This is a genomic window from Actinomadura nitritigenes, from assembly GCF_017573545.1.
GTDB classification, from domain to species: Bacteria; Actinomycetota; Actinomycetes; order Streptosporangiales; family Streptosporangiaceae; genus Spirillospora; species Spirillospora nitritigenes.
In genome coordinates this window covers 98,105-119,999 of record NZ_JAGEOK010000024.1, presented here as the reverse complement: position 1 = coordinate 119,999, position 21,895 = coordinate 98,105, and the positions used below count along the sequence as shown (strand labels likewise).

Annotated in this window: 23 protein-coding genes; 18 read left to right on the top strand and 5 right to left on the bottom strand. The window is 75.0% G+C overall.

Features of this window, described 5'->3' with window-relative positions:
• The 9 genes from J4557_RS32590 to J4557_RS32550 all read left to right on the top strand — a co-directional run bounded on the left by J4557_RS32590 (position 1) and on the right by J4557_RS32550 (position 6,916).
• Entirely contained in the window at positions 1–510 is a 510-nt protein-coding gene (locus J4557_RS32590; protein WP_208270602.1) for a shikimate kinase, read from the top strand.
• Positions 507–1,580 (top strand): 3-dehydroquinate synthase, encoded by a 1,074-nt coding sequence (aroB, locus tag J4557_RS32585; protein ID WP_208270601.1) that lies wholly within the window; start codon positions 507–509, stop codon positions 1,578–1,580. Before J4557_RS32590 ends, aroB begins: the two co-directional genes overlap by 4 nt.
• 85 nt (positions 1,581–1,665) lie before the next feature.
• On the top strand, positions 1,666–2,118 hold the full coding sequence (gene aroQ / locus J4557_RS32580) for a type II 3-dehydroquinate dehydratase (RefSeq protein WP_208270600.1): 453 nt from the start codon (positions 1,666–1,668) through the stop codon (positions 2,116–2,118).
• A gap of 99 nt (positions 2,119–2,217) precedes the next feature.
• Positions 2,218–2,766 (top strand): redoxin family protein, encoded by a 549-nt coding sequence (locus tag J4557_RS32575; RefSeq protein WP_208270599.1) that lies wholly within the window; start codon positions 2,218–2,220, stop codon positions 2,764–2,766.
• A gap of 121 nt (positions 2,767–2,887) precedes the next feature.
• A complete protein-coding gene (locus J4557_RS32570) occupies positions 2,888–3,091 on the top strand; it encodes a hypothetical protein (protein ID WP_208270598.1) in 204 nt (67 codons plus the stop codon).
• 151 nt (positions 3,092–3,242) lie between these two features.
• On the top strand, positions 3,243–3,785 hold the full coding sequence (locus tag J4557_RS32565) for a MauE/DoxX family redox-associated membrane protein (protein WP_208270597.1): 543 nt from the start codon (positions 3,243–3,245) through the stop codon (positions 3,783–3,785).
• A gap of 25 nt (positions 3,786–3,810) precedes the next feature.
• Entirely contained in the window at positions 3,811–4,407 is a 597-nt protein-coding gene (locus J4557_RS32560) for a peroxiredoxin family protein (protein ID WP_208270596.1), read from the top strand.
• Positions 4,404–6,389, top strand: a complete 1,986-nt coding sequence (locus J4557_RS32555; protein WP_307800339.1) for an ABC transporter ATP-binding protein — start codon at positions 4,404–4,406, stop codon at positions 6,387–6,389. The genes J4557_RS32560 and J4557_RS32555 overlap by 4 nt, the downstream gene beginning before the upstream one ends.
• A complete protein-coding gene (locus J4557_RS32550) occupies positions 6,386–6,916 on the top strand; it encodes a S26 family signal peptidase (protein WP_208270595.1) in 531 nt (176 codons plus the stop codon). The genes J4557_RS32555 and J4557_RS32550 overlap by 4 nt, the downstream gene beginning before the upstream one ends.
• On the opposite strand, the gene J4557_RS32545 is transcribed toward J4557_RS32550, so the two are convergent.
• On the bottom strand, positions 6,879–7,454 hold the full coding sequence (locus J4557_RS32545; protein WP_208270594.1) for a TetR/AcrR family transcriptional regulator: 576 nt from the start codon (positions 7,452–7,454) through the stop codon (positions 6,879–6,881). The genes J4557_RS32550 and J4557_RS32545 overlap by 38 nt on opposite strands.
• Before the next feature lie 112 nt (positions 7,455–7,566).
• Here J4557_RS32545 and J4557_RS32540 point away from each other — a divergent pair, with 112 nt between their 5' ends.
• From J4557_RS32540 to J4557_RS32530, 3 genes are all read left to right on the top strand, one after another.
• A complete protein-coding gene (locus J4557_RS32540; RefSeq protein ID WP_208270593.1) occupies positions 7,567–8,031 on the top strand; it encodes a PaaI family thioesterase in 465 nt (154 codons plus the stop codon).
• A gap of 32 nt (positions 8,032–8,063) precedes the next feature.
• On the top strand, positions 8,064–8,729 hold the full coding sequence (locus tag J4557_RS32535; RefSeq protein WP_208270592.1) for an enoyl-CoA hydratase-related protein: 666 nt from the start codon (positions 8,064–8,066) through the stop codon (positions 8,727–8,729).
• A 115-nt stretch (positions 8,730–8,844) separates the two neighbouring features.
• Positions 8,845–9,894 (top strand): LLM class F420-dependent oxidoreductase, encoded by a 1,050-nt coding sequence (locus J4557_RS32530; protein WP_208270591.1) that lies wholly within the window; start codon positions 8,845–8,847, stop codon positions 9,892–9,894.
• An 80-nt stretch (positions 9,895–9,974) separates the two neighbouring features.
• Here the strand turns inward: J4557_RS32530 and J4557_RS32525 are convergent, their stop codons facing one another.
• Positions 9,975–11,492, bottom strand: a complete 1,518-nt coding sequence (locus tag J4557_RS32525) for a flavin monoamine oxidase family protein (RefSeq protein WP_208270590.1) — start codon at positions 11,490–11,492, stop codon at positions 9,975–9,977.
• A gap of 170 nt (positions 11,493–11,662) precedes the next feature.
• On the opposite strand from J4557_RS32525, the gene J4557_RS32520 reads away from it, so the two are divergent.
• The 6 genes from J4557_RS32520 to J4557_RS32495 all read left to right on the top strand — a co-directional run bounded on the left by J4557_RS32520 (position 11,663) and on the right by J4557_RS32495 (position 16,529).
• On the top strand, positions 11,663–12,766 hold the full coding sequence (locus J4557_RS32520) for a M24 family metallopeptidase (RefSeq protein ID WP_243776681.1): 1,104 nt from the start codon (positions 11,663–11,665) through the stop codon (positions 12,764–12,766).
• Positions 12,767–12,808: 42 nt separating this feature from the next.
• A complete protein-coding gene (gene efp, locus J4557_RS32515; protein WP_208270589.1) occupies positions 12,809–13,366 on the top strand; it encodes an elongation factor P in 558 nt (185 codons plus the stop codon).
• The gene (gene nusB, locus J4557_RS32510; protein ID WP_208270588.1) at positions 13,366–13,782 is read left to right on the top strand and encodes a transcription antitermination factor NusB; all 417 of its coding nucleotides are present in this window, start codon (positions 13,366–13,368) and stop codon (positions 13,780–13,782) included. Before efp ends, nusB begins: the two co-directional genes overlap by 1 nt.
• A 58-nt stretch (positions 13,783–13,840) precedes the next feature.
• Positions 13,841–14,626, top strand: a complete 786-nt coding sequence (locus J4557_RS32505; protein WP_208270587.1) for a methyltransferase domain-containing protein — start codon at positions 13,841–13,843, stop codon at positions 14,624–14,626.
• Between the two features lie 100 nt (positions 14,627–14,726).
• Positions 14,727–15,992: a DNA polymerase IV gene (locus J4557_RS32500; protein WP_208270586.1), complete on the top strand. Its 1,266-nt coding sequence runs from the start codon at positions 14,727–14,729 to the stop codon at positions 15,990–15,992.
• 147 nt (positions 15,993–16,139) lie between these two features.
• On the top strand, positions 16,140–16,529 hold the full coding sequence (locus J4557_RS32495; protein WP_208270585.1) for an SCO2097 family morphological protein: 390 nt from the start codon (positions 16,140–16,142) through the stop codon (positions 16,527–16,529).
• Between the two features lie 44 nt (positions 16,530–16,573).
• On the opposite strand, the gene J4557_RS32490 is transcribed toward J4557_RS32495, so the two are convergent.
• From J4557_RS32490 to J4557_RS32480, 3 genes are read right to left on the bottom strand one after another with little or no spacing between them, the layout of a single operon-like run.
• On the bottom strand, positions 16,574–19,051 hold the full coding sequence (locus J4557_RS32490) for a transglutaminaseTgpA domain-containing protein (protein ID WP_243776680.1): 2,478 nt from the start codon (positions 19,049–19,051) through the stop codon (positions 16,574–16,576).
• Positions 19,048–20,529, bottom strand: coding sequence for a DUF58 domain-containing protein (locus tag J4557_RS32485; RefSeq protein WP_208270584.1), 1,482 nt, complete (start codon positions 20,527–20,529; stop codon positions 19,048–19,050). Before J4557_RS32485 ends, J4557_RS32490 begins: the two co-directional genes overlap by 4 nt.
• A gap of 4 nt (positions 20,530–20,533) precedes the next feature.
• On the bottom strand, positions 20,534–21,574 hold the full coding sequence (locus J4557_RS32480; protein WP_208270655.1) for an AAA family ATPase: 1,041 nt from the start codon (positions 21,572–21,574) through the stop codon (positions 20,534–20,536).
• Positions 21,575–21,895 lie beyond the last annotated feature (321 nt).

Here is a 21,895-nt window from a genome sequence, read left to right as displayed (position 1 = left end):
ATGACGCGACCGAAGGCCGTCCTGATCGGGCCGCCGGGATCGGGCAAGACCACCGTCGGCACCGCCCTCGCCGAGCGGCTCGGCGTGCCGCTGCGCGACACCGACGCCGACGCCGAGGCGGCCGCGGGCAAGCCGATCGGCGAGATCTTCATCGACGACGGCGAGGACCGGTTCCGCGAGTTGGAGCGCGCCGCCGTCGCGGCGGCCCTCGCCGAGCACGAGGGCGTCGTCGCGCTCGGTGGCGGCGCCGTCCTCGCCGCCGAGACCCAGGAACTGCTCGCCGGGCACACCGTCGTCTACCTGCGGGTCGGGCTGTCGGAGGCGATCAAGCGGGTCGGGCTCGCGTCCGCGCGCCCGCTGCTCGTGCTGAACCCGCGCAGCCAGATGCGCAAGCTGCTGGAGGAGCGGCTCCCCATCTACGAGCGGCTCGGCACCGTGCACGTCGACACCGACGGGCGCGAGCCCGCCGACATCGTCGAGGAGATCGTCAAGGCGCTGGAGGCCGTATGACCCGGGCGCGGGTCCATGTCGGGGGCGCCGACCCCTACGACGTCGTGATCGGCGCCGGGGTCCTCGGCGAGCTGCCCGCGATGGTCGGCGACCGCGCCCGCACGGTCGCCGTGGTGCACGCCGAGGGCCTCCCCGAGATCGCGCGCCCGGTGTGCGGCGTGCTGGAGGAGGCCGGGTACGCGGTGCGCGCGCTGCCCGTCCCGGACGGCGAGGCCGCCAAGGAGGTCGGCGTGCTCGCCGGGCTCTGGTCGGCGTTCGCGCGGGCCGGGATGACCCGGACCGACGCGGTCGTCGGCGTCGGCGGCGGCGCCACCACCGACCTCGCCGGGTTCGCGGCGGCGTCGTGGCTGCGCGGGGTCCGGTCCGTCCTCGTCCCGACGACCCTGCTCGGCATGGTGGACGCCGCGGTCGGCGGCAAGACCGGGATCAACGTCCCCGAGGGCAAGAACCTCGTCGGCGCCTTCCACCCGCCCGCCGGCGTCCTGTGCGACCTCGCCACCCTCGTCACGATGCCGCGCGAGGACTACATCAGCGGCCTCGCCGAGATCATCAAGGCCGGGTTCATCGCCGACCCGGCGATCCTCGACCTCGTCGAGGCCGACCCCGAGGGCGCCGCGTCCCCCACCGGCCCGCACACCCGCGAGCTGGTCGAGCGCGCGATCCGGGTCAAGGCGGACGTCGTCTCCGCCGACCTGAAGGAGAGCGGCCTGCGCGAGATCCTCAACTACGGCCACACCCTCGCGCACGCCATCGAGAAGGCCGAGGACTACCGGTTCCGGCACGGCCACGCCGTCGCCATCGGCATGGTCTACGCCGCCGAGCTCGCCCGCCTCGCCGGCCGGCTGCCCGCCGACGTCGTCCGGCGCCACCGCGACGTGCTCGCCTCCGTCGGCCTGCCCGTCTCCTACGCCGCCGACTGGGCCGGCCTGCGCACCACCATGACCATCGACAAGAAGTCGCGCGGCGCCACCCTCCGGTTCGTCGTCCTGGACGGCCTCGCCGAGCCCGGCCGGCTCGAGGGCCCCGACGAGGACCTGCTCGCCGCCGCCTACAGGGAGGTCGCCCGATGACCGCAGCGGAGCTCCAGCGGAGCGAGGATCGTCGGGCGACCGGCTTGCGGGGGCCCGGGGGCCGCCCCCTGGAAAGGAGGGGCCGGTGACCCGTGTACTGGTCCTGAACGGGCCGAACCTCGGCCGGCTCGGCAGCCGCGAGCCCGACGTGTACGGCTCGACGACGTTCGCCGACCTCGCCGCGCTGTGCCGCGACGCCGGCCGCCGCCTCGACCTCAGCGTCGACGTCCGGCAGACCGACGACGAGGCCGAGCTGATCCGCTGGGTGCACGAGGCCGCCGACGAGCGCCTCCCGATCGTCCTCAACCCGGCCGCGTTCACCCACTACTCCTATGGGCTGCGCGACGCCCTCGCCCAGCGCACGGCGCCGCTCGTCGAGGTGCACATCAGCAACCCGGCGGCCCGCGAGGAGTTCCGCCACACCTCCGTCGTCGCGGGCGTCGCCACCGGCACCATCGCCGGCTTCGGGATGATGTCCTACGTCCTCGCCCTCCAGGCCGTTGCGGAACTCCTCGCCGAATCCCCGGCGGATTCCTGACAAGATCCGCCAATTGCTGCCTGATCACCGGTCGGTGATCATGTACGCGTGGCCGGGGCGCCCACCCGTTCCCGACGGTTCTGGGAGAGGACGCATGTCGTGATTCTCGCTGTAGGTGCGCTCGTCCTCGCCGGCGTCGTCGGCGTGGTGAACCTGGCGATCCTTTTGGTCGTCCTCCGCCGGTGGCGGGGCCTGGAGGCCGCTGGCGGGCTCCCCGCCGCCGCCGGCGCCTTCACCGACGTCCGGATGATCGACCGGATCCCGGGCTTCTCGGCCCGCGCCGTCGACGGCACCGCCGTGACGGAGCGGACGCTGCTCGGCAAGGAGACCCTGGTCGGGTTCTTCTCGCTGACCTGCAGGGCCTGCGTCGACGCCGTCCCGGTCTTCGCCGGGCACGCCGAGCGGCTGCGCGCCTCCGGCGGGACCTCCCTGGCGATCGTCCACGGGGACGGCGCCGCCGGCAGCGAGCTGGCCGCGATGCTCGGCGACGCGATGGACATCGTGATCGCGGAGGGCGCGGAGGCCGAGTTGTCGCGGCGGTACGGAGCCAAGCACTACCCGACCTACGCCTGGTACGACCGCAACGGAATGGTGACCTCGGCGGGCGTGGGCGTCGCCGCCCTGAGAACGGAACTCGTCGCCCCCTAGCCCTCCGGCAAGCCGACCGCACCCCCCATGCCCCACGGGCTCAGCCCGCCGTGTCCGACCCTTGACCCGGCGGCGGTCGCCCGTGCGCGGAACCAGTCCCCCCACCACCCAAGGAGGAACCATGCTCCAGAGCGTGACCCGGCGCGTCACCCGTGCCATCGAGGCGCTGCTCCCCACGGCCACCGCGGACGCCGGCTGCCCGCCGGACTCGTGGATGGAGTACAAGATCATGGGCGGCGTCTGCTTCGGCCGGACCTGCTCGACGAGCGGCGACTGCAAGACGCACTGCGGCGCCTGGTACAGCTACAGCATGAACTACTGCTGATGCCCTGCCGGAACGCGTGACACCCGCCTGACGGCCGCGCGGCCGCGCCCTCGCCGGGCGCCGCCGCGCGGTCCGGGCGCCCCTGGACGCGCGGACCGCCGCCACCGTGGGCGGCCGCGCGCGCTCGCGCACCACTTCCCCGGGAGCATCCGTGCTGTACGTATCGTTCGCCTGCCGCCTCACCCTGGCGGCGGTGATGACGCTGGCGGCGGTGGCGAAGCTGCGCTCGCCGGGCGCGTTCGCCGCCTCCCTCGGCGACCTCGGCTTCGTCCCGGCGCGGCTGCGCCGCCCGCTGGCCGTGCTCGTCCCCGCCGCCGAGCTGCTCATCGCGCTGCTGCTCGCCGTGCCCGCCACCGTCACCGCCGGCTTCGCGGCCGCCGCGCTGTTCTGCTGCGGGCTGACGGCCGTCCCGGTCGCCGTCGTCGCCCGCGGGAAGCGGGTGACCTGCGCCTGCTTCGGCGCCCGCAGCGAGCCCATGGGCGGCTGGCACATCGCCCGCAACGCGGTGCTGCTGGCGGCGGCGTGCCTGGGCGCGGCCGTCGCGCTGTCGCGGGGCGGCGGCGTTCCCGGCGACGTGCCGGGAATCGCGCTGGCCGTGTTCTCGGCGGCCCTGCTCACCACTTTGACCGTCTTCGTCGACGACATCGCCGCGCTCTTCCGGTCCCCGGTCGCCGCCGGGGGCCACGGCCGGTGAGGCGCCGGAGCCGGAAAGGACATCCGTGGAATACCTCGTCGCAGGGCTCGTCCTGGTCGTGGCGCTCACCGCGCTGAACGCCGCGCTGACCGCGGCCGTGCTGCGCCGCTGGCGCGCCCGCCTGGGCGCCCCGCCCGCCGGCCGCCACCACGGTCCGGGTGCGTCCGGCGGGGCCCCGGACCTGGGCATCGCGCCGGGGGACCGGATGCCCGAGTTCACCGCGACCACGGCCGCCGGCGCCACGGTCACCAGGGACGGGCTGGCCGGCCGCCCGGCGCTGCTCGCGTTCCTGTCGCTGGACTGCCCGGGCTGCGACGACAGCGTGCCGGAGCTCGCCGAGCACGCCCGCCGGGTGCGGGACGCGGGAGGACGCGTCCTCGCCACCGTGGTCGGGATCGAGGCGGACGCCAGCGATCTGGCCGCCCGGCTCGCCGCCGTCGCGGACCACGTGGTGCCCGAGCCCCTCGACGCGCCCGTCGGCACGGCCTTCGGCGTCCGCTTCTACCCCGGTTTCGCCCACTACGGCCCGGACGGCGTCGCCACCGCCGCGAGCGTCGGCCTGGAAGGGCTCGGCGAGGCCGCCCCGCCCTCGGCGCCGGCGGCCCGGACCGCGGCGCCGTGAGCGGAGACGTGAGCGGCGGCATGGGCGCGACGGAGCCGCGCGCCTCCGTCGTCCGGGCGATGAAGGCGGCCTACGCGCTCGCCTGGCGGGCCTGCCCCGGCATGCTGCTCCTCCAGCTCGCCGTGGCGGTGGTCGACGGGACCGCGCCGGTGGCCACCGCCTGGCTGACGAAGGTCGCGCTCGACGAGCTCACCGCCGCCCGCCCCCGCACCGGCGCGCTGCTGTGGGACGCGGCCGGCATCGGCGTGCTGGGCATCGCGATGGCCTCGTCCTCGGCCGTCGCCGCCTACGCGCAGGGACGCGCCCGGCGCGCCGTCGGCCTGCTCTCGCAGGACCGGCTGTTCGGCGCGGTCAACCGGATGAACGGGCTGGCGCGCCTGGAGGAGCCGCGGTTCCACGACCGGCTGCGGCTGGCCCAGCAGTCCGCCGAGAACGCCCCGGACCAGCTCGTCCAGATGGGCCTGACGACCCTGCGCGGCTCCCTGGGCGTCACCGGGTTCCTGGGCACGCTGATCGCGATCAACCCGGTCATGGCGGGCGCCGCGCTCGCCGCCGCCGCGCCCGCGATGGCCGCCCACCTGGCGCTCGGCCGGCGGCGGGCGGGGATGCTGTGGCGGATCAGCCCCGGCCTGCGGCGCAAGCTCTTCTACCAGATGCTGCTGACCGACCTGCAGGCCGCCAAGGAGGTCCGCCTGTTCGGCCTGGGGGGATTCCTGCACGGCCGGATGCTCACCGAGCTGCGCGCCGCCAACGACGCCGAGGACCGGCTGGAGCGGGGCGTGGTGCGCGTCCAGGTCCTCCTCGCCGCCCTCGGCGCGCTGCTGGCCGCCGTCGGCCTCCTCTGGGCCGTGCACGCCGCGGCCCAGAAGACGATCAGCGTCGGCGACGTGTCGGTCTTCATCGGCGCCCTCGCCGGGCTCCAGTCCGGGCTCGGCTCGCTGGTGCAGGGCGTCGCGATGGGGCACCAGTCCGCCCTGGTCTTCCACCACTTCCTCACGGTGGTCGGGAGCGAGGACGACCTCGCCGCGCCCTCCCGGCCCCGCCGGCTCGCGCCGCTGGCCCACGCCATCGAACTGCGCGACGTCTGGTTCCGCTACAGCGAGGACGCGCCGTGGGTGCTGCGCGGCCTCGACCTGACGATCCCGCACGGCACCAGCCTGGCCGTGGTCGGGCTCAACGGCGCGGGCAAGAGCACGCTCGTCAAGCTGCTCTGCCGGTTCTACGACCCGCAGCGCGGCGCCGTCCTGTGGGACGGGGTGGACGTCCGCGACGTCCCCGTCGAGGAGCTGCGCCGGCGGATCGGGGCGGTGTTCCAGGACTACATGGACTACGACCTCACCGCCGCCGAGAACATCGGGCTCGGGGACCTGGAGGCGATCGACGACGCGGAGCGGATCCGCGCCGCCGCCGAACGCGCGGGCGTCCACGAGACCGTCGAGCGGCTGCCGGCCGGCTACGCGACGATGCTGAGCCGGCTGTTCCACGCCGGCGACGAGGAGGACGGCGACGGTGAGGCCGCGCGGGCGCACGGCGTCCACCTCTCCGGCGGGCAGTGGCAGCGCCTCGCGCTGGCGCGCGGGCTGATGCGCCGGGGCCGCGACCTGATGATCCTGGACGAGCCCAGCTCCGGCCTCGACGCCGAGGCCGAGGCGGCGGTGCACGACCGGCTGCGGGAACTGCGCGCGGGCTCCACCAGCGTCCTGGTCTCCCACCGGCTGAGCGCCGTCCGCCGCGCGGACCGGATCGTCGTCGTGCAGGACGGCCGGATCCTGGAGAGCGGCGACCACGCCTCCCTCATCGCGTCGCCGGACGGGGTCTACGCCACGCTCTTCGGCCGGCAGGCGGAGGGCTACCGGGAGGACCCGGCGCCCGAGCCCGGCGACGGCGGGCCGCCGCCGGGCGAGAGCGGTGCGGCGACGGGCGAGAGCGGTGCGGCCATGGGCGAGAGCGGTGCGGCGCCGACCACGGTGGCCGCCGGATGAGCCAGGCCGCGGGCTGGGCCGTCGCCGCGGCCCTGGCGGCCGGGGCGGTGGTCGGGGCCGTGCTGGCGGCCCGGCTGCTGCTGTCCACCGTCACCGTCCGGGGCGGCAGCATGACCCCGACCCTGGAGCACGGCGACGTGCTGCTGGTGCTGCGCCACCGCCGCAGGGCCCGGCCCGGCCGGATCGTGGTCGTCCAGCGGCCCGACCGGCGCACGGGGTGGGACGGGCCGCCCGACCCGTCCGGTGCCGGCGGGTGGTACGTCAAGCGGGTCGTCGCGGCGGCCGGCGACCCGGTCCCGGCCTGGGTGCCGGGGGACGGGTCCGGCCGCGTCCCGCCGGGCATGCTGGTGCTGCGCGGCGACCACCCCCGCTCGGAGGACTCCAAGCAGTGGGGCCCGTGCCCGGCGGACCGGATGTACGGGGTGGTGCTGATGCGGCTGCGCGCCGCGGGCGGGCGGGCCGCCGCCCCGCCGGCGCCCGTGCCGGGAGCTAGTCGTCCTGGACGGCGTTCCTCGTCATCTCCTTGAGCTCGGTGACGACGTCGTCGAGGGGCGCGACGTCGCGGTGGGCGCGGCAGAGGATCGTGGCGCCCTCGACCGCGGCGACGATGAGGCGGGCGAGGCGCGCGGCGCGGTCGTCGGGGACGCCGGCGTTGCCGAGGCCGGTGGCGAGGGTGTCCTGCCAGCGGTCGAACGCGGCCGCGGCGGCGGAGGCCAGCTGCGGGGCGTCGTCGTGGCTCTCCACGGTGACGGCGACGACGGGGCAGCCGGCCCGGAACTCGCTCTTGATCAGCACCTGCCGCCACCAGCCGACGAAGGCGTCCACGGCGGACGCGGCGTCGCCGCCCTCGGTGGCGGCGAGGATGCCCGCGTTGAGGAACTCGCCGGCGTAGCGGACGGCCTCCTCGGCGAGCTGCGCCTTGCCGTCGGGGAAGTGGTGGTAGATCGACCCGCGCGGCGCGCCGCTGTGCGCGATGACGTCGCGGAACCCGGTGCCGCTGTAGCCGCGCTCGCGGAAGAGGTAGGCCGCGCTGCGCACCATGCGTTCCCGGCTGTCGGTGCCCATGTACCGATTATGACATTCATCATAAGCTTCTCGCATTGACCATGACGACCGTCATAGCCCACGGTGCTTATGACGGACGTCATACCGGGCGTCACGGGGAGGGAGCGGAGCGATGGCGGGCACGGCGACCACGCCGACGACGGCGGGCCTCGAGCAGCTGAAGGCCCTGATCAACAAGGGCGCCGAGGAGGGGTACGGCATCGGCGCGCTGCTCGGCATGGCGGCGGAGGAGCTGGAGCCGGGGCGGGTCGTCTTCTCGCTCGCGCCGCGCACCGATTTCAGCAACCCGCTCGGCACCGTGCACGGCGGCGTGCTGTCCACGCTGCTGGACTCGGCGATGGGCTGCGCGGTGCACACCTCGCTGCCCGAGGGCGCCGGCTACACGACGCTGGAGCTGAAGGTCAACTTCGTCCGCGCGGTCCCGCTGGAGGGTGGCAGGCTGACCTGCGAGGGAACGACGGTCCATGTCGGACGGAAGATCGCGACCGCCGAGGGGCGGATCGCGGACCAGGACGGCAGGCTCGTCGCGCACGGCACCACGACCTGCATGATCTTCCCGCCGGCTACCGACCAGTAGGGTCTGCTCAGGCACCGACGAAGGAGACCAGCGTGATCGACCTGCGGCGCGACGGCGACGTCCACATCCTGCGCTTCGACGACGGCGAGAACCGGTTCGGCCCCGACTTCCTCAGCGCCGTCGAGGCCGCGCTCGACACGGTCGAGAAGGCCGAGGGTCCCCGGGCCCTGGTCACCACCGGGACCGGCAAGTTCTACTCCAACGGCCTCGACCTCGAGTGGCTGGGCGCCCACAGCGACCAGTTCGAGTCCTATCTGAGCCGCATCCACGCCCTGTACGCGCGGCTGCTGGAACTGCCGATGCCCACGGTCGCCGCCGTCAACGGGCACGCGTTCGCGGGCGGCGGCATGCTGGCCCTCGCCCACGACTTCGCCGTCATGCGCTCCGACCGGGGCTACTTCTGCCTGCCCGAGGTCGACCTGGGCATGACGTTCACGCCGGGGATGAACGCGCTGATCGGCGCGCGGCTCCCCGGGCGCACCGCGCACGAGGCGATGACCACGGGCCGCCGGTACGACGCCGAGCAGGCGATGGCGGCCGGGATCGTCCAGCGGACGGCGGACGAGGCGGGCGTGCTGCCCGCGGCGCTGGAGCTGGCCGGGTCGCTGGCCGGCAAGGACGGCCGGGTGGTCGGCAAGATCCGCGCGGACCTGTACCGGCCCGTGCTGGAGGCCCTGCGCGGCCCGGCGCTCGGCTAGCACGGCACCGGGCCCGGCGGGGCGGTCCCGCGGCGGCGGGCCCTCGCCCGGGCGGGCGGCGCGGAGTAGGTTACGTTCGACTGGAATCTGATTCGGTTTAGGAAGGGACGCCCGGATGCGCATCGGGATGGGGCTCAACTACGCGGGCAGCGGGTTCAAGGACACCGTCGAGGAGCTGGCCGACTTCGAGAAGGCCGGCCTCGACATCGTCTACGTGCCGGAGGCCTACAGCTTCGACGCGGTCAGCCAGATGGGGTACATCGCGGCCAAGACCGAGCGGCTGGAGATCGGCTCCGGCATCCTGAACATCTACTCCCGCACGCCCACCGCGATCGCGCAGACCGCCGCCGGCCTGGACTACGTCTCCGACGGCCGCTTCACGCTCGGCATCGGCGCGTCCGGCCCGCAGGTCATCGAGGGCTTCCACGGCGTCCCCTACACCGCGCCCCTCGGCCGCACCCGCGAGATCATCGAGATCTGCCGCAAGGTGTGGCGGCGCGAGCGCGTCCAGCACGAGGGCAAGCACTACACGCTGCCGCTGCCCCCCGAGCGGGGCACCGGCCTCGGCAAGGCGCTCAAGCTCATCAACCACCCGGTGCGCGCCGAGATCCCGATCATGGTCGCCGCGATCGGCCCGAAGAACGTCGAGCTCACCGCCGAGATCGCCGACGGCTGGGAGCCGATCTTCTACATGCCGGAGAAGGCCGCCGACGTCTGGGGCGCCTCGCTCGCCGCCGGCAGGGCCAAGCGCGACCCGTCCCTCGGCGAGCTGGACGTCGTCGGCCAGGCCGCGCTCGCCATCGGCGACGACGTGCAGGGCTTCCTGGAGTTCGGCCGCCCGATGGCCGCGCTCTACATCGGCGGCATGGGCGCCAAGGGCAAGAACTTCTACAACGACCTCGCCCGCCGGTACGGCTTCGAGAAGGAGGCCGAGGAGATCCAGGACCTCTACCTCGACGGCAAGAAGGACGAGGCCGCCGCGAAGGTCCCGCAGGAGCTGCTGGAGAAGATGTCGCTGATCGGCTCCGAGGGCCACGTCCGCGAGCGGCTCGCCGCGATGAAGGAGTCCGGCATCACCACGCTGAACGTGTCGCCGATCGCCGGCGACCACAAGGGCCGCATCGCCCTCATCGAGAAGGTCAAGCAGATGGCCGCCGACCTCTGACCCCTCCGTTGGCCCGCGGCGGGCCGTCGTCGTGCGCGCCGCCGTGACGACGGCCCACCGCGGGTCAACGTGCTCGGCGGTCAGAGGGAGGCGTCGACCTCCCTGGCGACGCGCTCGCCGGAGCGGACCGCGCCGTCCATGTAGCCGGTCCAGTAGTCGGACGTCTCCGTGCCCGCCCAGTGGATCGGCCCGCACGGCGCCCGCAGCGCCTCGCCGAAGCCGGTGAGGACGCCGGGCGGTGCGATGCCGACCGGCCCGCCGCCGCTCCACGTCTCGTTGTCCCAGCGCTGGAACGCCGTCCGCACCGGGCTCTTGGCCTTGTCGCCGAAGAAGGTCGCGAACGAGGCGAGGCCCGCGGCCCGCACCTCGTCCTCCGAGGCGCCGTCCAGCCTGCGGATGTTGGCCTGGTTCATGAAGCCCATCATGATCCCGCGCGACCCGTCCGGCGGGCTGTTGTCGAACGTCGCGTCGATCGCCCCGCTGTCGGAGACGGCCTGCCCGGTCAGGCCGTCCGCGCGCCAGAACGGGGTGTCGTAGACGGCGACGAACTTGCAGACCGAGCCCATCGGGTAGCGCTGCATCAGCTGCGCGCGGCTCGCGGGCAGCGCCGGCGAGAAGGCGATCTTCCCGGCGATGGCCGGGGACATCGCGACGACGGCCCGCTTGGCCGTCACCGTGAGCCCGTCGGCCGCGACGGTGACGCCGCCGCCGTCCGTGGAGATCGACCGGACCGGCGTGTCGTAGTGGACGATGTCGCCGAGCTTGGCGGCCAGCCGGACGGGGACCTCCTGCGACCCGCCGACGAACCGGGACTCCTGCCCGCCGCCCTTCGTGTCGATGAGGCGGTCGACCGAGCCGGGGTTGCCCTCGTTGCCCGCCGACGCGATGTAGTTCAGGACGTACAGCAGCGACACGTCCTGCGAGCGCACCGACATCGTCGAGCTGATGAACTCGTCCATCAGGAACCGCGCGCCGCTGCTCAGCGAGTTGGACCGGGACCAGGTGTAGAAGGTCTGCGCGTCCCACTCCTCGGCCTTGGCGGCCTTCCACGGCTGCCCGACCGGGACGTCCTTGGCCATGCCGCCGAGCTTGAGCAGCGCCACCTCGAGGTCGACCACGCCCCAGTCGGGCGGGACCGCTCCCAGGACGCCGTCGGTGGCGTACAGGGACCGCTTGCCGTCGCGGTAGTAGACGTTCTGGCCGGTGTTGTAGGTCGGGTACGTGGCGACGCCCATGTCCTTGGCGAGCGCGGCGATGCGGTCCTGGGTCGGGCCGATGAACTCGGCGCCGCCCTCGCTGGTGGTGCCGTCGCCGAGCGGCATGCCGTACACGCGGCCTCCGGGCCGCTCGCGGGCCTCCAGGACGATCACGGACCGCCCGGCGGCGACCAGGTCGCGGGCGGCGGCGAGGCCGGACAGGCCGGCGCCGACGACCACCACGTCGGCGGCGGCGTTCTGGGCGGCGGGGGCGGCGGGGGCGGTGGCGGGCCGGGTGACGGTCCGCGCGGCGGCGGCGGGCGCCGCGGCGGCGGAGACCACGGCTCCGGCGGCGGTGAGCGCGCCCGTTCCGAGCAATCTGCGGCGGCTGACTCGGGTCAAGGGGAATCCCTCCAGGGACGTCCGGTGCGGGGGGACGGGGCGGGATGGAACGATCACTCGCGCGGCAACCTAGGCCACCCCCGGCCCGGAAGTCGAGTGATTCTCATGTTCTGTGACCGCGTCGAGACGGGCCGCGCGACCCGGGGACCGCGTGCTCTAGAGTCCTGCCCATGGGGGATGCGCACATGGACGGGACGCACGAGGACGGGCGCGCGGCGCGGCGCCGTCGGCTGGCCGCGCTCGTCGCCGAGGCGGGCGCCGACGCGATCCTCGTCACCAGGCTCGTCAACGTCCGCTACCTCACCGGCCTCGACAGCTCCAACGCCGCGCTGCTCGTCCCGGCCGACGGCCCCGCGGTGCTCGCCACCGACGGCCGGTACGCCGGCACGGCCGCCGAGGTCTGCCCCGAACTGGAGACCCTCGTCGAGCGGCGGACCGCCGAGGCGCTCACCACCCGCGCGGCCGCCTCCGGCCACCGCGTCCTCGGCTTCGAACCGCACGGCCTCACCGTCGAGCGGCACGCCGGGCTCGCCGAGGCCGCCGACATCCCGCTGCGCCCGCTCGGCCACCTCGTCGAGGACCTGCGCCGGGTCAAGGACGAGGAGGAGATCGGCCTGCTGCGGGAGGCGTGCGCCATCACCGACCGCGCCTTCGAGTCCGTCCTCCCGGAGATCCGCGCCGGCGTCACCGAGCGCGCGGTCGCGATCGCCCTCGAACGCGCCATGGTCGACTTCGGCGCCGAGGGCCCCGCGTTCGACTCCATCGTCGCGTCCGGGCCGAACGGCGCCGTGCCGCACCACCGCCCCGGCGGCCGCGAGCTGCAGCCCGGCGACCTCGTCACCCTCGACTTCGGCGCGCGCTACGGCGGCTACCACGCCGACATGACCCGCACCGTCGCGGTCGGCGAACCCGCCGGCTGGCAGCGCGACCTGTACGACCTGGTCCTGCGCGCGCAGCTCGCCTCGATCGCCGCCGCCCGCCCCGGCGCCGAGACCAGGGACGTCGACGCCGCCGCGCGCGGCCTCATCGAGGACGCCGGCCACGGCGAGGCGTTCACCCACGGGCTCGGGCACGGTGTCGGCCTGGAGATCCACGAGGCACCGCTCATGGGGTACGACAGGACCGGTAAGCTGATGGATCGAGTTCCGATCACCGCGGAGCCGGGGGTGTACCTGGCGGGCCGGGGCGGAGTCCGCATCGAGGACACCTTGGTCGTCCGCCCGGGCGGCCCGGAGCTCCTCACCACAACGACGAAGGACCTGCTCGTACTCTGACGTCCGATCAGCGAGCGGGCCCGCGACCGGGAGAACAACGCAGTGGCGACGACGAACGACCTCAAGAACGGCATGACGCTGAACCTCGACGGCCAGCTGTGGACCGTCCAGGAGTTCCAGCACGTCAAGCCCGGCAAGGGCGGCGCGTTCGTCCGCACCAAGCTCAAGAACGTGCTGTCGGGCAAGGTCGTCGACAAGACCTTCAACGCCGGCACCAAGGTCGACGTGGCGAGCGTGGACAAGCGCGAGATGCAGTACCTCTACCGCGAGGGCGAGGACTTCATCTTCATGGACACCGAGACCTACGACCAGCCGCGCATCCCCGCGGCCACGGTGGGCGACGCCGCGAACTACCTGCTGCCCGAGCAGAACGCCGTGATCGCGTTCAACAACGAGAACCCGCTCTACGTCGAGCTGCCCGCCGCCGTGGTGCTGGAGATCACCGAGACCGAGCCGGGCCTGCAGGGCGACCGCTCCACCGGCGGCAGCAAGCCCGCCACGCTGGAGACCGGCGCGCAGATCCAGGTGCCGCTGTTCATCACCACCGGCGAGAAGGTCAAGGTCGACACCCGCTCCGGCGAGTACCTCGGCCGCGGCTGATGAGCGCACGGACCAAGGCCCGCAAGCTCGCCCTCGACATCCTCTTCGCGGCGGAGCTGCGCGAGGAGCAGCCGACGGCGGTGCTGGCGGCGCGGGGCCGTCCGAACCAGGACGAGCTCTCGGAGTACCCGCACGCGGTGCGGCTGATCGAGGGCGTCCAGGAGCACCGGGAGCGGATCGACGAGCTGATCGCCACCTACGCGACCGGCTGGACGCTGGAGCGGATGCCGGTCGTCGACCGCAACATCCTGCGGATGGGCGCGTACGAGCTGCTGTGGGTGGAGGACGTCCCGGACGGCGTCGCGGTGAGCGAGGCGGTCGGCCTCGCGACCGAGCTGTCCACCGACGAGTCGCCGCGGTTCGTCAACGGCCTCCTGTCCCGCCTTCAGCAGCTCAAGCCCTCCCTTTCGCTCTGACGGGCGAATGGCCGCCTGGCGCCCGCCCGACTGCGGCGGGCGGCTAGGGTGGGCGGGGATGAACGACGTTAGCGGAGCGGCCGTGGCCGGCCGGCAACAGAAGCGGGTGCGCGGGAGCAGCCGCGTGCGCAGCGCGGTCCTGTGGGACGCGCTGCGCACCGTCCTCGACCGCATCGCCCCCGAGGCCGGCCGGAGCGACGTCGTGGACGTGGGCGGCGGCACCGGCGGGTTCGCGGTGCCGCTCGCCGAGCTCGGCCACCGGGTCACGGTCGTGGACGCCAACCCGGACGCGCTGGCCGCGCTGGAGCGCCGCGCCGCCGAGTCCGGGGTGCGGGTCAGGGCCGTCCAGGGCGACGCGGTCGACCTGCCGGACCTGCTGGGCGCCGGCGCCGCCGACCTGGTGCTGTGCCACAGCGTGCTGGAGTACGTCGACGACCCCGGCGCGGCGATGGCCGCGCTGACCGCCGCCGTCCGCCCGGGCGGGTCGGTGAGCGTGCTGGTGGCCGGGCAGGTCGCCGCCGCGCTGCACCGCGCCCTGTCCGGCCACTTCGACGACGCGCGCCGGGTGCTGACGGACGTGTCCGGGCGGTGGGGCGAGGGCGACCGGATGCCCCGCCGGTTCACCCGGGAGACGCTGTCGGCGCTGGTGCGCGGCGCGGGCCTGCGGGTCGCCGAGCTGCACGGCGTGCGGATCTTCGCCGACCTGGTGCCGAGCGGGATGCTGGACGGCGACGCCGACTCCGCGGAGGCGCTGATCGCGCTGGAGTCCGTCGCGGCGGTGCACCCCGTGCTGCGCGACCTGGCCGCGCAGCTGCACCTGGTGGCCGACAAGCCGGCCGGGTAGACCACGTGAGCGGAGCGAACCAGCGAGCACAGCGGCGGAGCCCGCGCATGGCCGAGCCGCCGGGCGGGGCAGGCTCCGAGCCGCCGGGCGGGGAGGCCGCGTGAGCCGCAAGCAGCAGCTGCACCGGCCCGGTCCGCAGCCGGGACCGCCCGCCGACGACACCGGCTGCTCGATCCTGCACGTGGACATGGATGCGTTCTTCGTCAGCGTCGAGCTGCTGGAGCGGCCGGAGCTGCGGGGCCGCCCGGTGGTGGTGGGCGGCGCGGGGCCGCGCGGCGTGGTGTCCGCGGCGTCGTACGAGGCCCGGAAGTTCGGCGTGCACTCGGCGATGCCGATGTCGCGGGCGCGGCGGCTGTGCCCGCAGGCGGTGGTGCTGCCGGTCAGCCACGGCAAGTACGGGCGGGTCTCGGAGGCGGTCTTCGAGATCTTCCGCTCGGTCACGCCGCTGGTGGAGGGCCTGTCGCTGGACGAGGCGTTCCTGGACGTGGCGGGCGCGGGCCGGCGCCTCGGGCGCCCGGCGGAGATCGCCCGGATGATCCGCGAGCAGGTCCGGGCGCAGCAGGGCATCACCTGCTCGGTCGGCGTCGCGAGCACCAAGTTCGTCGCCAAGCTCGCCTCGACCCGCTGCAAGCCGGACGGCCTGCTCGTCGTCCCCGCCGACGGCGTCGAGGACTTCCTGCACCCGCTGCCCGTCGCGTCCCTGTGGGGCGTGGGGGAGCGGACGGAGCAGACGCTGACCCGGCTCGGGCTACGCACGGTCGGGCAGCTCGCGCGGATCCCCGTGACGACGCTCCAGCGCGAGCTGGGCAACGCGATGGGCGCGCACCTGCACGAGCTGGCGTGGGGCCGTGACCCGCGCGAGGTCGTCCCGCACACGCCCGACAAGAGCATCGGCGCGGAGGAGACGTTCGACACCGACGTCGACGACCCGGAGGTGATCCGCCGGGAGCTGCTGCGGCTGGCCGAGAAGGTCGGCGCGCGGCTGCGCGCGTCGGGGAACGCGGGACGCACGGTGAGCGTCAAACTCCGGATGGCGAACTTCAAGACGATCACCCGGGCGCGGACGCTCCGCGAGCCCACCGATCTCGCCCGTGTGATCTATGTCACAGCCTGCGAGCTCTATGAGGGGGCCGGGCTGGAACGGGTACGACTCCGTCTGGTCGGGGTGCGGGTCGAGAACCTGTGCCCCGCCGGCGAGGCCCCCCGTCAGCTCGCCTTCGACGAGCCGGAACGCGGCTGGCGCGAGGCCGAGCGCGCGATGGACCAGGTGGCGAACCGGTTCGGCCGCGGTGCCGTCCGGCCCGCCGCCCTGGTCGAGCGCGCGCACGACGGTGACGCACGCGACGGCAGGGACGGGAGACGATGAGAGAAGGCGGTGAGCTGACCGGTATGGGGCCCTGGACCCGCCGTTCGCTTTCGTACGCCGGTGAGTGCTCGTATTCTGGGCATATCACCGTTGACGTTCCCGTCCCGCATCGGATACCCCGCCGCGGGGCTGTCGTTGGGAGGCGCCGTGCCGCTGTCTGAGCACGAACAGCGCATGCTCGAGCAGATCGAGCAGGCGCTGTACGCCGAGGATCCGAAGTTCGCGCACGCCGTCCGGTCGACCAACCCTCAGGTGCACTACAAGCGCCGCATCATCAAGGCCGCCCTCGGGTTCGTCCTCGGTGTCTGCGCGCTGATGGCCGGGCTCGTCATCAACGCCGGGACCGCGACCATCGCGGTCAGCGTGGCGGGCTTCCTGCTCATGGTGGTCTGCTGCGTATGGGCCCTCACGAGCTGGAAGCGGATGGCCGGCATCGGGAACGAGCCCGCGCGGCGCGGCCGCCAGGCCCGCCCCGCGAAGGCCGGCTTCATGGAGCGCATGGAGGAGCGCTGGCGCCGCCGCACCGAGGGCGAGTGAACCGGCCCGACCACGCCTGAACGGCGCCGCGGGCCTGCGAGGCCCTAGCGGCGCCGCATGCGGTTGGGGAGATCGTTGAGCCGGTCCGCCAGGTCGGCCGCGCGGGTGCCGGTGCCGAGCACCGCGGACCGCGCCTGCGCCATCGCCGACGGCGGGAAGACCCGGGCCCGCCAGCGGGCCCGGCGGCCCACGGACGCGGCGAACGCCGCGCGGACGGTCCGCACGTCGGCGCGCAGCCGCTCGGGCGGCTCCGCGGCCCGGGTCCGCGCGTAGCGGGCCAGCTCCTCGGCGCGGGCGATGCGGCCGAGCGCCTCCGCCGGCACCGGGTCCAGTTCCAGCAGCTCGCCGAGCCGCCGCGCCGCCGCGCGCGGCGAGTCGCTCGGCCGCCACTCCAGCCCGTGGTCGAGGGCGTCGGCGCGCATCTCCCGCCACGCCGCGTGCGCGGCGCCGCCCCCGTCGGGGACGCCGCCGGGCGCGCCGCCGCGGCCGTCCGGCCGGGGATCCTCACCGCGCCCGCGCGGCCGCGGTGACAGCGCGGCCCAGCGGCGCCGCCGGGTCAGCGCCCGCAGCACCATCGGGACCGCGAGGAGCAGCAGCACGAGCACCCCGCCCGCGATCCACGGCGCGGCCGACATCCCGCCGTTCCCGGAGTCCCGCTGCGCGAGCCCGCCCTGCGGGCCGGTGTCGTTGCGGTGCGGCGCGGCCTGCGGCGAGGCGGACGACCGGTCCGGCCCCGAGGTCGCCGACGGGGTCGGCAGCGCGTCGTCGCCCTGGCGACCGCCGCCGCCCGCCGGCTGGCTGTAGGCCGGCGTCACCGCCGTGCCCTGCCCGGCCGGGCCGGCGGGCGTCGGCTCGAACCGCACCCACCCCGACCCCTCGAAGTACAGTTCGGGCCACGCGTGCGCGTCCCGCGACCGCACCACCCACGTCCCCGGCTGCGTCTCCGTGCCGGAGGTGTAGCCCATCGCGACGCGCGACGGGATGCCGAGGATCCGCGCCATCAGCGCCATCGACGCGGCGAACTGCTCGCAGTACCCGCGCTTGCTGCGCAGCAGGAAGTCGACGAGGTCGTTGCCGTGCTGCGGCGCCGGCGTCGACAGGTCGTAGGTGAACCCGCCGGTCAGGGTGAACCAGCGCTGCAGCTTCACCGCCTGCGCCCGCGCGGTCGCCGCGCCCGCCGTCACGTTCTGCGCGAGCGTCCTGACCTGCTGCGGGATGTTCTTCGGGACGGCGGTGTAGTGGGAGACGACGTCCGCCGGGTACCCGACGGCGGCGGACAGGTCCGCCGCGTCCGGGTCGGCGCGCAGGCTCTTGACGGTGTAGGTGCGGCCGCCGGCCGAGTCGCTCAGCGAGTAGATCATCAGCGACTGCCGGTGCACCCGCCAGTCGCCCTTGATCGACACCCGGGTCGGCGCGTACGGCACCGGCAGGAAGGTCATGTCGCGGACGTCGCCGCTCACCCTCACCTGGGTCGTCACCTCGTGCACCGGGGCGATGCTCAGCCCGGGCGGCGGCGGCAGCGTCCGCCCCGACAGCCGGTCCGCGGCGCTGCTGCTCAGCCGGCTGTAGGTCCACCGGTCGCCGTCGAACCGGTCGAGGGCGTACAGGCGCAGGTAGTCCGGGCCGTCCGGGTCGTCGGTCCGGTAGGTGAGGACGATCGAGTCGTCCAGCCGGGTCAGCTCCCGCTTCAGGCTGACGAGCGGGTCCGGCGTCGTGACCGTCTGGGTGCCGCCCTGGCCGCGGCCGCCGCCGCCCATGCCGAACACGCCGCGCGGGTGGACGCCCGGGATCGCCATCGGCAGCAGCACCGCGATCGCCACCGAGCCGACCGCGATCCGCCGCCCGCTCGCCGCCCGCCGGCCGCCGTCGGTGTGGACGCGCTGGCCGCCCGGCGGCTCCGCTCCGGCCAGCGGCAGCTCCCCGCCGTGCCGGTGGACGGTGACCGCCCGGCCCCAGCCGCCGACCTGCTCGCGGGCGTCCGCCATCAGCAGGCCGAGGAAGCCGAGCGCGCCGACGCCGAACGCCAGCCATCCGACGCCGTCCTGGCGGACCGCCGCGGGCACGCTGTACATCGCCAGCAGCGGCAGCCCGGCCGGCGCCGCCCGGCGCAGCCGCACCGCCAGCAGGTCGACCAGCACGGCGACGACGCCGACCCCGGCCGCGACCAGCAGCCCGATCCCGGACACCAGCGGCACCGGCGCCGCGTACCGGTTCGCGGCGTTCCAGCCGTCCCCGGCCAGGTCGACGAGGTGCGACAGCGAACCCGGCGACGGGACGAACCCGAGCCACGCCTCGCCCGCCGCGTACGCCGCGGTCAGGTACAGCAGCAGCGCCGCCAGCCCGAACAGCGGGTCCAGCACCGCCGGCAGCCGCAGCCGGCGCGCGAGGAGCCCGCCGCAGGCCGCCGCCAGCACCGCGGCGACGCCGGTCCAGAACCATCTGCCGCTGGCGAACAGCGGGTACAGGCCGATCGAGCAGGCCAGCGTCGCGACCGCGGCCACGACCGTCATCCGGATCCTCATGCCGCGCCTCCGGTGGCGTCCGCCGCCTCGTCCTTCTTCCCGTCCTCTCCCGCGTCCTCTCCCGCGCCGGCGTCCGCGGGCGTCCCGCCGGGCTCGTCCCGTCCGGCGGCGCCGCGCGGGGCGGAGCCGCCCTGACCGGCCGCCGACCACGCCTCGGCCAGATCGGCCGCGGACCGGACGACCAGCACCCGCCATCCCCCCGCGCGCAGCAGCCCGGCGGCGGCCTCCGGCGCCAGCGGCGCGTCGTCCGCGTCCCCGGAGCGCGGCTCCGGGGCCCGCCCGCCCGCACTGCGCGCCCCCGGCACCCGCGGCCGGGCGATCCGCGCGCGGTGGCCGGTCTCGGACGCGCCGTTCCGGCCGGCGGGGGAGGCGTCGAGCAGCACCGCGAGCCGGGAGCCCGCGCCGCGGCGCGTCGCCGCGACCCGGTGCGCCTCCTCGGCGGTCAGCGCGCCGAACACCGCCGTGACGAGCCCGTCGCCCTCCCGGCCCTGCCCGGGCGCGCCGCCCAGCGCCGCGAGGCCGGGCGTCAGCGACGCGCCCTTGGACCGCCGCGCCACCGCCAGCGCCTCCAGCAGCAGCCCCTCGAACGCCCCGTCGAACGACGCCGCCGCCGACAGCGCCTCGCCCTCGTCGGTCACGAACCGCAGGTTCATCCCCGTCCGGCCGAGATGCACCCCGATCGACGCGGCGACCGACACGGCCTGCTCGAACGAGCCGCCCGGGCCGTCGCCCCAGTGCGCGCTGCGCCGGGTGTCCAGGAACAGCGTCCCGCTGCTCTGGAAGTGCTGCTCCTCGCGCCGCACCATCAGCTCGCCGTGCCGGGCCGTCGACCGCCAGTGCACCCGCCGCAGGTCGTCGCCGTGCCGGTACTCGCGCGGCGCGACGTCGTCCTCGCCCGCCGCCGACACCGCGCGGGCCAGGCTCTCGCCGCCGCCGCCCCACGCGCCGCTCAGCCGGGTCGCGGGCAGCGGCACGATCGCCGGGGTGACGGTGAGGGTGTCGGCCATGCTGAACGAGCGGACCAGCTCCACCATCCCGAACGGGTCGGCCAGCCGGACTGTCAGCGGCCCCACCCGGAAGCGGCCGCGCACGTCGGACCGGATCCGGTAGCCGAGCTCCCGCGAGCCCTGCGACTCGATCCGGTCCAGCACGAACCGCGCCCGCCCGCCGAGCGCGTACGGCACCCGGTCCTCCACCAGCAGCAGCCCGCTCGGCAGCCGCGACACGTTCTCCAGCCGCAGGTCGACGCGGGTCTCGTGGCCGACCGGCAGCCGCGGCGGCTCCAGCCGCCGCGCGCACGCCAGCCGGTAGCGGGTCCGCGACACCGCCAGCGTCGACAGCAGCGGCAGCACCAGCACCAGGATCCCGGCGCGCAGCAGGTCCCGCTCGCCGAGCACGAACGCGCACACGATGGCCGTCGCGCCGGCGGCCACGAAGGACCGCCCGCGCGTGGTCAGCCCGGCCAGCGCCCGCCTCAACCGGTCACTTCCCGGGTGAGGGCACCGGCAGGCGGCGCACCAGGTCGGCGACCACCTGCTCGGGGCGCCGCCGCTCCACCTGCGCCTCCGCGGTCGGCAGCAGCCGGTGCGCCAGGACCGGGACGGCCAGCTCCTGCACGTCGTCCGGCAGCACGTAGTCGCGCTCGTCGAGCGCCGCGTACGCCCGCGCCGCCCGGACCAGGTGAAGGGTGGCGCGGGGGGAGGCGCCGAGCCGCAGCTCCGGGTGCTTGCGGGTCGCGGTGACCAGGTCGATCGCGTACTGCCGCACCGATGAAGCGACGTGCTGGCGCCGGACCACCTCGATCAGGTCGCGGACGTCGGAGGCGTGCGCGACCGGGGTGAGCCGGTCCAGCGGCGACGACCCGCCGTGCGCGTCGAGCATCTCCAGCTCGGCCGCCGGGTCGGGGTACCCCATCGAGATCCGCGCGGTGAACCGGTCGCGCTGCGCCTCCGGCAGCGGGTAGGTGCCCTCCATCTCGACGGGGTTCTGCGTGGAGATCACCATGAACGGGGGCTCCAGCGCGTAGGTGGTGCCGTCGACCGTGACCTGGCGCTCCTCCATGCACTCCAGCAGCGCCGACTGCGTCTTCGGCGACGCCCGGTTGATCTCGTCGCCGACCACGATGTTGGCGAACACCGGGCCCGGCTTGAACTCGAACTCGCGCAGCTCCTGGTTGTAGGCGCTGACCCCCGTGATGTCGCTGGGCAGCAGGTCCGGCGTGAACTGCACCCGCCGCACCGAGCAGTCGACCGAGCGGGCGAGGGCCTTGGCCAGCATCGTCTTGCCGACGCCGGGCACGTCCTCGATCAGCAGGTGCCCCTCGGCGAGCAGCACGGTCAGCGCCAGCCGCACCGCCTTCGGCTTGCCCTCGATCACCGACTCGACGGCGTCCCGGATCCGGTCGGCGATCCGCGCGAGGGCGGCCAGGTCGCGGGCGGAGCCCTCGCGTCCCGCCGGCCCCTCCGCCCCGCCGCCCGCGCTGCCGGGCCGGGCGGGGCGCGATGCCGGGGGGTCGGTCTCCATGAACGACTCGCCGTGCGTGCCTACTGCCACCAAACCCTCCTCAGCCGTCCGGCCGCGTGGTGTTCTCGAAGGCCCCTGACGGAGCCCGCCCCCCGGGACCGGGGGCCCGTCTCCTCGCGACCGGTGCGGCGCCCTGTGCGCCCGCCCAACCGACAGTACGTCGTCGGAGGGCCCGCCGCGATGTTCATGTGGAACGCGAGCCCATTGTGCTCCACAGGGATCACCACCACAGCCCCACCGCGCCCACCACTTCCCCCCACCCGCCCTTCCAACCCCTCCCGCGCGCCCTCTCCGCGGCCCCCTGGAGGCGGCGCGGCGGAA